Here is a 10,204-nt window from a genome sequence, read left to right on the forward strand (position 1 = left end):
GAATGGCGGTGTTGCTAAGCAAGCTACAAAGCTACAAAAAGAACTTCGCGTCAAAGAACAAAAAGTGAAAGTACTCTCTCGTGAGCTGCAACGGAAGGAATCTGCCATAGCGGAAACAGCTCAGCTACCTTGCTCGTGTTGCGAAAAAAGGCCCAAGCGATATGGGGGGACCAAGAGGACGAATGATCAGTGCCTCAGATCGTCAATTAGCCGTATCACTACTGATTCAGGAAGCCGTAGAAGCCGGTGAAAGGGAATTCTTAGCGTGCAAAGCGCTTAAACTTACACAAATGACTTTACAACGTTGGTTAAATCAAGACGTATATGAGGATCAGCGACTTCATGCAAAACGACAGTCACCAGCCAACAAGCTTAGCGATTCCGAGCAATAACAAATCATTACCCTCATCCATCAACCTGAGTTTAGGAGCTTACCGCCTAGTCAGATTGTGCCTAGACTGACAGATCAGGGCACGTATATTGGATCAGAATCTACCTTCTATCGCGTCATGCACCAAATCAAGTCTGGATGTGGGATATTACCTGGCTCACAGGTCCTGTGAAAGGCTTCTATTCCATCTCTATCTTGTCATCGATTTATTTAGCCGAAAAATCGTGGGCTAGGAAATTTGGGAGGAAGAATCCGCAGAGCATGCGAGCCAATTAATCCATAGAACCGTACTAAGTGAGCAATGTCTGATCCGCAAGAGTCCTCTCGTGTTACATTAAGACAATCACAGTCCCATGAAGGGCTCAAGTCTGCTAGAGATGCTGTATAGTCTTGGCATTACACCGTCGAGAAGCAGACCACGAGTCAGTAATGACAACCCCTATGCGGAATCCATATTCCGAATGTGTAAGTATCGTCCTGAATACCCCACAAACGGCTTTGAGAACATACATAAAGCTTGTGAATGGGTGCTGCGTTTTGTACATTTGTACAATGCAGTGCATGGTCACAGTGGGCTTAATTTTCTGACGCCTAGCCAAAGGCACCAAGGACTAGCGAAGCAGATATTTGAGAAACGACAACAGGTCTATGAAGCAGCAAAAGCCTTACATCCAACACGTTGGTCAGGAAGTACCCACAACTGGAGTTTAGAAGAAGAAGTGCGGCTAAACCCCGAAAATGGCTTCTACTTCAATAATATAGGATAAAGAATAACCTATAACTCCACTTTAACGTGTTGTTGTAGGTTATTTTATTCATGCTATGTAGTTAGATGACTCTGGGTTAGCCTATCTTTATATGAGTTAGTCATGACGAACTCATACGAATAAGAACCGGTAATGGAGCTTGTCGTGATGCAATAAGTCTTGGAAGCATTCCAGTCATGCAGGTCGGAGGAGCACAAATAATAAAGGCCGTTTTGTTTAAACATCGCGTTCTCTTTTAAAGAACTCAGCCTTATTTAGATTTTTTGATTCATGAGCAAAAAAAAACCACCCAAAAGGGTGGCCCGTACTCATGATGAGCACTATAGGATTTGGATAGGAGTGGAGAGTCCTGGATTGGATCGATATTATGAACTCAAGCTTCAATACGTTTCCGCTAGGCAATATGGAGAACAGCTTTAAGAATGTGATGGACCTACACCGTGCCGGAGTTGATATTCTGGTAGGGACGGATGTTACGCCGGTTCCTGTCCGAATCTTGGCGGCCTTGCACATGGAGCCAGCGTCCATCATGAAATACAATTGCTGGTGAAGGCCGGGTTCACTCCGATAGAAGCTCTTCAGTCGGTTACCGCAAAACTGGCCCGTTGCTTTGGTCTTAACGATCGTGGTCGTATTGCCGAAGGTACGCGCGCTGACCTTTTTTAGTAACCGGTGATTCGAGACAACCAACAGCTCAGATACCTTGTCGATCAAATTCGTGTGGTTCAAAGGTGTGCAACAACGATATTAATCAGAGTCGATATCCCCGTATAATGTCATCAGAGCGATTTCATACGCTATTAAGGAACTAGATAATGCCAATGTAAACGAAATAATTACATGGCCGCCCCCTACAAACATATAAAACATTAACCGCCCTCGACATGCTAAGCCAGTGATGAGGGCGGTTATTTCCGGTCCGCATACCCGGTCTCCATGTTTTCTTATGTTTTTCTATCAACGGTACTTGTGATAAGTGTGGTTTATTGGAAATATTGTAAATTTTTATTTCAAATTATCAAACCTTGTTTTAAGTCTACACGTGTACGTGGACGACGTGAAGCTGAGTTAATCGAAATCAAAATATTAATAAACGCCCCGGGAGCTTAATCTTCCGGGGCGTTGTTCATGAGCTTCCCTTCTATTCCCTTCGTTGCGCCAGCATGTTCAGCAGTACCGATACCGCTTCCGCTCGAGTCGCACGCGAATCACCGTTGAACGTATTGTCGCCCGGGCCTTTCATGATGCCTAACTTCCTCATGGCCTCTGCCGCTCCCTTCGCCCATGAAGGGATGCTCGCATCGTCCGCGAAGCCGGTCACGGCATTCGAATCGACCGCCAGCTTCAACGCTTTCGTGATCATCGCCGCCATCTCCGCGCGGGTAACGGCGGCGCTCGGACGGAAAGTGCCGTCTTCGTAGCCGTCAACGATGCCTGCTTGCACCGCACGCACGACCGCGTCTTTCGCCCATGTCGGAATGCTCGCCTTATCCGCGAAATCCGTATCAGTTCCTTCGGCTGGAAGCTTCAAAGCGTTCATCAGCATGACGGCGAATTCTGCGCGAGTAACCGAATGGTTCGGTTTGAACGTTCCGTCCGCGTAGCCTTTGACCCATCCGCCGCCGATTGCCTGCTTGACGAACTTCTCCGACCAGTGGCCCGAGATATCGTCGAATTCAATGTCCGACGCGGGCTCATCGGATACGGCGAACACGGCGTATTTCGTAAAGTGATCGACTTCGACGACGATTTTATTGCCGTTGACGACGCCGCCGACTTCCACCCAAACCTTCTTCGCTTCGTCGTAATAATACACGGCCGCTTTCTGGTTTTGACCGATCGCTTTCGCGTCAAACGCGAAAGTCAGGGTGACCGGCTTCAAGAAATTTTCCGAGAAGTTTTTCAAAATCTCGTAGACCGGGCTCGCCAAAACGTCATCTTCCGTTAAGAGTCCTTGCGCGTCCAGCAATCTATCGATGGTTAGCTTCAGTTCTTTGTCCGTGGCGTTCGCCGGAATGTTGATCGTTACCGCATTCTCGTAACGAACTTCGCCTGTCTTGCCTACGGGAAGCAGAAGCTCGCCAATCTCCACGACGACTTTGCCGTTATCAGGCTTCGCCGGAACGCCTACTTCGTGATCAGCCACAATCGCCGTCCACTTCGCGTACAGCGTCGTTTTTGCCGTTACCGTATCCGTGCCGAATTGCCATTCCGTAGCGCCAGCCGCTTCCTTGTACCAGCCCCCGAAGGTGAAGCCCGCTTTCGTCGGATTCGCCGGAGCCGCAATCTTCGCCCCCGCGGTCACGCCGGTCAAGCCCGCGACCGGGCTGCCTCCTTGCGAATCGAACGTCACCGTGTACGTCGGATCCGGCGTCCACTTCGCGTACAGCGTCACGTTCGCCGTTACTGTATCCGTGCCGAATTGCCATTCCGTAGCGCCAGACGCTTCCTTGTACCAGCCTGCGAAGGTGAAGCCGGCTTTCGTCGGATTCGCCGGAGCCGCGATCTTCGCCCCCGCGGTCACGCCGGTCAAGCCCGCGACGGGGCTCCCCCCTTGCGAATTGAACGTCACCGTGTACGTCGGATCCGGCGTCCACTTCGCATACAGCGTCACGTTCGCCGTTACCGTATCCGTGCCGAATTGCCATTCCGTAGCGCCAGCCGCTTCCTTGTACCAGCCCCCGAAGGTGAAGCCGGCTTTCGTCGGATTCGCCGGAGCCGCGATCTTCGCCCCCGCGCTAATGTCGGTCAAAACCGCTACAGGACTGCCTCCTTGCGAATCGAACGTCACCGTGTACGTCGGATCCGGCGTCCACTTCGCGTACAGCGTCACGTTCGCCGTTACTGTATCCGTGCCGAATTGCCATTCCGTAGCGCCAGACGCTTCCTTGTACCAGCCTGCGAAGGTGAAGCCGGCTTTCGTCGGATTCGCCGGAGCCGCGATCTTCGCCCCCGCGGTCACGCCGGTCAAGCCCGCGACGGGGCTCCCCCCTTGCGAATTGAACGTCACCGTGTACGTCGGATCCGGCGTCCACTTCGCATACAGCGTCACGTTCGCCGTTACCGTATCCGTGCCGAATTGCCATTCCTTAGCGCCAGCCGCTTCCTTGTACCAGCCCCCGAAGGTGAAGCCGGCTTTCGTCGGATTCGCCGGAGCCGCGATCTTCGCCCCCGCGCTAATGTCGGTCAAAACCGCTACAGGACTGCCTCCTTGCGAATCAAAGGCCACCGTGTACGTCGGATCCGGCGTCCACTTCGCATACAGCGTCACGTTCGCTGTTACCGTATCCGTGCCGAATTGCCATTCCGTAGCGCCAGCCACTTCCTTGTACCAGCCCGCGAAGGTGAAGCCGGCTTTCGTCGGATTCGCCGGAGCCGCGATCTTCGCCCCCGCGCTCACGCCGGTCAAGCCCGCGACGGGGCTCCCTCCTTGCGAATTGAACGTCACCGTGTACGTCGGATCCGGCGTCCACTTCGCGTACAGCGTCACGCTAGCCGTTACCGTATCCGTGCCGAATTGCCATTCCGTAGAACCAGACGCTTCCTTGTACCAGCCCTCGAAGGTGAAGCCAGCTTTCGTTGGATTCACTGGAGCCGTGATCTTCGCTCCCGCGCTCACGCCGGCCGAGTCTGCAACCGCGCTTCCTCCTTGCGAATCGAACGTCACCGTGTACGTTGGATTCGGCGTCCACTTCGCGTACAGCGTCACGTTCGCCGTTACCGTATCCGTGCCAAATTGCCATTCCGTAGAGACAGCCGCTTCCTTGTACCAGCCCTCGAAGGTGAAGCCGGCTTTCGTTGGATTCGCAGGAGCCGCGATCTTCGCTCCCACGCTAATATCGGTCAAGCCCGCAACCACGCTTCCTCCTTGCGAATCGAATGTCACCGTGTACAAGTCAGGGATGACCGCTTGCAAGACGAGCCCGTTAAGCCCCACAGCCACGAACGCGCCGCTACCATAGCTGACGTCCGTCAACTGCTTCGATGTCGTAAGTGTCTGGGTCGTCCAACTCGTGCCATCCGTGGATTTCGCGATTCTATTCGGCGATCCTACGGCCACGAACTCGCCGTTGCCATAGCTAACGGCCATAGGATACCCACGAACGCCCGTCGATGAGTTCGTCCAATCGATGCCATTCGAAGATGTCACCACGGCTCCGTCGGACAAGCCCGCCATGAACTTTCCGTTACCGTATACGACGCTATAGATCCCGTCCGAAGTATTCGAAGTCCGGCTCGTCCAAGTCTCTAAGTCGCCGGAAGTCAAGATCGTACCGCCGATGCCGACAGCCACGTACATGCCGTCGCCGTATGCGATGTCCCAAAGATTTTGCGAAGTGCCAGAAGTTCGACTCGTCCAGCTTACGCCGTCGTCGGAGGTCGCCAGCGCCCCTGCAGCACCCACCATCACGAACTTGCCATTCACGAACGAAACGCCGAATTGCGTGCTGCCGAACGTACGGCTTGTCCAACTCGCGCCGTCGCCCGAAGTCAAGATCGATCCGCTGCTACCCACGGCCACGAACGTACCGTTGCCGAAGCTCACGTCGTATAGCGATTGCGAAGTGCCCGAAGTCCGAATCGTCCAGTTTGCGCCGCCGCTCGAAGACATGATCGTCCCGGCATATCCCACGGCCACATACGTACCGTTGCCATAACTAATGGCATTAAGATCTTGACTGGTTCCCACTGTACGAACAACCCAACTCGTCCCATCGTTGGAAGTCAAGATCGTTCCCCCGTAGCCTACCGACAAGTATGTGCCATTGCCGAATACGATCCCGTTCAGGATCGAAAGCGTGACCGCATCGCGTTTCACCCACGCCACTCCGTCGACGGAGGCGTAGACGAGTCCGTTATGGCCCACGGCCACAAAATCACCGTTGCCGTAAGTGACGTCTTCCAGCGTTAGTCTAGTATCCAAATGTTGCTTCGTCCAACTCACGCCGTCGCCTGAAGTCACCATCGCGCCAGCAAACCCCACCGCAACATACGTGCCGTTACCGAAGGCAATGCCATAGAGATCCGGAGTATTGCCGGGCGAGGCGTCACTCCAGGCTACTCCGTCAGAGGAAGTCAATATCGTCCCGAATTCCCCTACCGCCACAAATTTGGCCGAACCATATACGACGTCCGTCAGGTTCTCATCGGCACTCGAAGTACGACTCGACCAATTCTCTCCGTCAGCAGAAGTCAAGATCGTCCCAGCGTCTCCTACCGCCACGTACAAGCCGTTTCCGTAGCCGACACCCTCTAGAAATTCAAAGGTTCCCGACGTGCGAGATGTCCAGTTCACCCCATCGCCCGAAGAGACGATCACGCCTCTTTCGCCTATCGCCACATACTTGCCGTTCCCGTATACGACGTCATTGAAATAATAAGGGAATCCCAGGCTAGACCAACGGTTCGTCCAGCTCGTTAAGTCGGTGGAGGTCAGCAGAGTGCCGTTCCCCCCAACGGCCACGTATGTACCGTCGTTGTAAGCGACGCCTTGCAGATTATCGGACGTCGGATACGGACTCCGAATCGTCCAATCATATGCGGCCGCCGGGTCCGCGTACGCCGGAATCATTCCCGTTAACAAGAGCAATGCCATAAATATTGTCACGTAGCGCTTGATCATCACTTCGAAAACACTCCCCTATCATTAATGTCGTCGTTAACTATAACAGGAAAACGGCGCAGTATTCTTAATGAAGTCTTAATAACGCCGTCATTCGACCTTTTCCTAGCGCTCTTTTCCCGTTATGATGAGGAGAATAGTAGGGAAGCAATAGAAACGGAGTGTGGTCGTGATATGCATCAAATTCTCGTTGTCGATGATGAGCCAGACATTCGCACGCTGATCCGCATGCACTTGGAGAGAGCGGGAATGCGCGTGATCGAGGCTGCCTCGGGGCGGCAAGCTATCGAAGCGTTGCGGGAGCAGCCCATCGAATTAATGATATTGGACTTGATGATGGATGACGTGAACGGCTTTGAAGTTCTTCAATATGTGAGAGATCACGGAACCGACGCGATCATCATCGCTCTAAGCGCCAGAAGAGAGGTGCAGGACAAGATCGATACGTTAGGGTTGGGAGCGGACGACTACGTCACCAAGCCGTTCAGTCCGATGGAATTGCTCGCTCGCGCGCAGGCGCAACTCCGAAGGCACCGTCCCGGCACGTCGCACCCCTACGAGGTCATCCGGATGAATAAGCTGGCGCTCGACATCGATAATATGGTGCTGGTCAACGGATCGCAACGTCACGAATTGACGCAATACGAATGCGAGTTGCTGCAATTGTTCATGAAGAATCCGGATCGCGTGCTGACCAAGCGAGACATCTACCTGCATGTCTGGAAGCACGATCACGTGAACGACAACAACTTGAGCGTATTCATGAACCGGCTGCGCGCTATGCTCGACGACGACTCCGATACCGCACCGCAGATTCATACGGTAAGAGGCATCGGTTATCGATTCTCGGGAGATGGCATATGAAAAGCCGCACGAAGCTCTGGCTCGTCATGCTGATCAGCGCTGCGAGCAGCCTGATTCTATTCTTGATGTTATCCTTCATTGTCTCAAAGATATGGAATGATGGGTATAATCTGGATCAATTGGAGTCGATCGCGCACGAGACGCTGCAGACCGTCGAAAGGCATGGTCTTGACGGCGTTCGACCGATCCTGGATGCGGTTCGCGACCGGCATCCGGCGATACGCTTGGAATGGGTCGCGTCTGACGGCTCGACGATCTACGATACTTCCGGCGGAACGGCCCGTTACGACTTCGGACAATTGGCCGGACGCGTCGTGAACATGCCTGACAACCTCTGGGCCGAGCATGAAACGGCCACTCTCGTATATTCCCTGGCCCGAAACGGACAATTCGAATATCTGTTGTTAAGCTTGCCTAGCGATGAGATGAAGACGGGGCAAGCCTACTTCTTTTCACGATCATACAAGCTGCTGTATGCTCTCATCCTGCCCGTCCTGCTATCCGCCCTGGTCCCCTATTTCCTGTCGATCTGGTTCTTCTCCTCTATCAATCGGCGCATCGGCAAGCTGAACAAGGCCTTGGGCCAAGTCGGCTTGCGAAGCGACGTTCTGGTGCTAGAGGACAAGTCGAAGGACGAAGTTGGCCAGCTCACCCGTCATTACAACGAGATGGCGCGCCGGATTCAGCAACAGGCCGTTCAAATCGAGCAGTTCGATAAACGACGCCGACTGCTGCTGTCCAATCTGTCCCACGATTTGCGAACGCCACTGACCATGATCTTGGGCTATGCCGAGACGATTCGCACGAATTCGTTCCATGACGACGGCGAGCTTCGCAAAAGCGCGAAAATCATATTGCAACGTTCCCGCTACATGGACAAACTGTTGGATCAGTTGCTGGACATCTCGCGGCAAGACTCAGGCGCGTTCGAGATTCATCCCACCCCGACCAACTTGTCCGAATTGATGCGAAAAATCGTGTCCGACTATCTGTTGCTATTGGACGGGCAAAACTATGCGGTCGACATTGAGATCCCGGAGAAGGACGTCGAGTCGGATCTCGACGCTTCCCTCGTGGAGCGCGCCGTTCGCAACTTGCTGGACAACGCTTTACGTTATGGCAGCGACGGGGAGTATCTAGGCATCGGACTCGTCCAAGAAGACGATTGCGTGCTTATCATCGTGAAGGATCGGGGGAGAGGCATCGACCCCGCCGACCGCGACCGCGTCTTCGAACGATTCTATCGCGCGAACGAAGGAAGGCAAGGCGAAGGTCTCGGCATCGGACTTTCCATCGTGAAAGAAGTCGTCGACCTGCATCAAGGCCACATCCGCTTGACCAGTACCCCGTATGGGGAAACCTCGTTCACGCTCCTACTGCCGCAGCGTCGATCGCAGGAATAATCGTCGAACGGCCAGACTCCGCCCAAAATAAGATAAGCCTCCGACCCAACTGGTTTTCCCCCCGTAAAATAGACAGTGAGAAAGAGTATTCATTTATGCGGCAATCGCGATTCGGTATGCAACCGGAGTACGGTCGCCGAGTTTTTTCTGGAAACGTTCGTGTTTTTAAAAGTCTATATATTCGGCATTTACAATTAGCCGACGGATGAAGCTTTATAATAAAGTTTGATAATTTCAAAGCTACATACCCTTGATTTTTCGTTAAGGAGACCAAGTATTTTAAAAATAAAGTTTGATAAAAACTGAACTTAACGACGAAGGGCTGCCGCCAGGCAGCCCTTTTGTTATTCAACTATCGTGTCCCGTTAGGATTCCTGTAGAGCGTTAATTTTGTGCTTTGCATAAAAACGAGCGACTCCGGTACGATGGGGTAGTCACGGGTCATAGCCCTTTAGCCATCTTAAGGAGGTCGCTCTATCTTGAATTTTAGAGCTCAAGCCAAACAAAATCAACTGCTCGAACGCATTTCAACCCAACAACTTGTCGTAGGCATCGATATCGCACAGCAGTCCCATGTTGCTCGCGCTGTCAACTTCCGTGGAATCACACTCGACACTCCGCTTCACTTCTCCAACAACGATGCCGGCTTTATTCAACTTCTGCAGTGGATGAAAGATATGCAGGAAACGCAACAACTAAACGACACAATCATCGGCATGGAACCAACCAGACACTATTGGCTCAGCCTCGCTGCCTGGCTTAATGACCTAAGCCTTGAGGTCGTATTAGTAAACCCCCATCTCGTCAAAAAGAACAAGGAAAACCGCGACAACACTCCCTCCAAAAGCGACATCAAGGATGCCTTGGTTATCGCCGACATGGTGAAAAACGGCTACTACTCGGTCATGAAAGAAACCAGTGAAGTGTTCCTAGAACTGCGAGTGCTCATAGCGAACCGGGAGACAATCGTCCATCGTCTTGTCAGCGTCAAGAACCAGATCCATCGCTGGGTCGACATTGTGTTTCCAGAACAGAGGCAGGTATATAAGCACCTCATTGGATCCGGGTCGCTCGCCACACTGCGGCTCTTTCCAACGCCTGCCGATCTTCGAAAGTTAACTGTACGCCAGGTAATCGACGACTGGAAAACAATCAT

5 protein-coding genes and 1 pseudogene are annotated in these 10,204 nt (G+C 52.9%); 5 read left to right on the plus strand and 1 reads right to left on the minus strand.

Annotated elements, in window-relative coordinates; genetic code table 11:
• Window positions 1–768 precede the first annotated feature (768 nt).
• Together E0496_RS37175 and E0496_RS37180 are read left to right on the plus strand one after the other, a co-directional pair.
• The gene (locus E0496_RS37175) at window positions 769–1,158 is read left to right on the plus strand and encodes an integrase core domain-containing protein (protein WP_421923680.1); all 390 of its coding nucleotides are present in this window, start codon (window positions 769–771) and stop codon (window positions 1,156–1,158) included.
• 352 nt (window positions 1,159–1,510) lie between these two features.
• Window positions 1,511–1,909 (plus strand): annotated as a pseudogene (locus E0496_RS37180) (amidohydrolase family protein); the annotation flags it as partial.
• A gap of 390 nt (window positions 1,910–2,299) precedes the next feature.
• Here E0496_RS37180 and E0496_RS11395 read toward each other — a convergent pair.
• Complete coding sequence (locus tag E0496_RS11395) at window positions 2,300–6,781, minus strand: InlB B-repeat-containing protein (RefSeq protein ID WP_241674723.1); 4,482 nt, start codon at window positions 6,779–6,781, stop codon at window positions 2,300–2,302.
• A gap of 174 nt (window positions 6,782–6,955) precedes the next feature.
• On the opposite strand from E0496_RS11395, the gene E0496_RS11400 reads away from it, so the two are divergent.
• From E0496_RS11400 to E0496_RS11410, 3 genes are all read left to right on the plus strand, one after another.
• The gene (locus E0496_RS11400; RefSeq protein ID WP_161601382.1) at window positions 6,956–7,645 is read left to right on the plus strand and encodes a response regulator transcription factor; all 690 of its coding nucleotides are present in this window, start codon (window positions 6,956–6,958) and stop codon (window positions 7,643–7,645) included.
• Window positions 7,642–9,048 (plus strand): HAMP domain-containing sensor histidine kinase, encoded by a 1,407-nt coding sequence (locus tag E0496_RS11405; RefSeq protein WP_141501709.1) that lies wholly within the window; start codon window positions 7,642–7,644, stop codon window positions 9,046–9,048. The genes E0496_RS11400 and E0496_RS11405 overlap by 4 nt, the downstream gene beginning before the upstream one ends.
• 479 nt (window positions 9,049–9,527) lie before the next feature.
• Window positions 9,528–10,204, plus strand: a 677-nt coding sequence (locus E0496_RS11410) for an IS110 family transposase (protein WP_141501711.1), incomplete at its 3' end; no start/stop codon positions are given.

Source organism: Paenibacillus luteus (assembly GCF_006542765.1).
In the GTDB taxonomy this organism is placed as follows: Bacteria; Bacillota; Bacilli; order Paenibacillales; family Paenibacillaceae; genus Pristimantibacillus; species Pristimantibacillus luteus.

Bases quoted from the DNA above. Each gene is read 5' to 3' on its own strand.
- E0496_RS37175 (WP_421923680.1), top strand. From the start codon at position 769: ATGCTGTATAGTCTTGGCATTACACCGTCGAGAAGCAGACCACGAGTC.
- E0496_RS11395 (WP_241674723.1), bottom strand. From the start codon at position 6,781: ATGATCAAGCGCTACGTGACAATATTTATGGCATTGCTCTTGTTAACG.
- E0496_RS11400 (WP_161601382.1), top strand. From the start codon at position 6,956: ATGCATCAAATTCTCGTTGTCGATGATGAGCCAGACATTCGCACGCTG.
- E0496_RS11405 (WP_141501709.1), top strand. From the start codon at position 7,642: ATGAAAAGCCGCACGAAGCTCTGGCTCGTCATGCTGATCAGCGCTGCG.